This is a genomic window from Burkholderia sp. AU32262 (assembly GCF_020419985.1).
Lineage (GTDB): Bacteria > Pseudomonadota > Gammaproteobacteria > Burkholderiales > Burkholderiaceae > Burkholderia > Burkholderia semiarida.
On record NZ_JAIZRS010000089.1, the window covers coordinates 1 to 507 of the forward strand.

Consider the following 507-nt stretch of genomic DNA (forward strand, 5'->3'; position numbering starts at 1 on the left):
AAACAGTCAGGAGGTTGGCTTAGAAGCAGCCACCCTTTAAAGAAAGCGTAATAGCTCACTGATCGAGTCGTCCTGCGCGGAAGATGTAACGGGGCTAAGCTATATACCGAAGCTGCGGATGCGAGCTAGTCTCGCATGGTAGGAGAGCGTTCCGTAAGCCTGCGAAGGTGCCTTGTAAAGGGTGCTGGAGGTATCGGAAGTGCGAATGCTGACATGAGTAGCGATAAAGGGGGTGAAAGGCCCCCTCGCCGTAAGCCCAAGGTTTCCTACGCAACGTTCATCGGCGTAGGGTGAGTCGGCCCCTAAGGCGAGGCAGAAATGCGTAGCTGATGGGAAGCAGGTCAATATTCCTGCACCATTGTTAGATGCGATGGGGGGGACGGATCGCGGAAGGTTGTCCGGGTGTTGGACGTCCCGGTCGCTGCATTGGAGAAGGCGCTTAGGCAAATCCGGGCGCAGGATTCAAGGGTGTGGCGCGAGCTCCTTCGGGAGCGAAGCAATTGGAAG

General features: G+C 56.4%; 1 rRNA gene. It reads left to right on the top strand.

Going from position 1 to position 507, the window contains the following annotated elements:
- Nucleotides 1–507, top strand: a 23S ribosomal RNA gene (locus tag LGN10_RS33450); the annotation flags it as partial.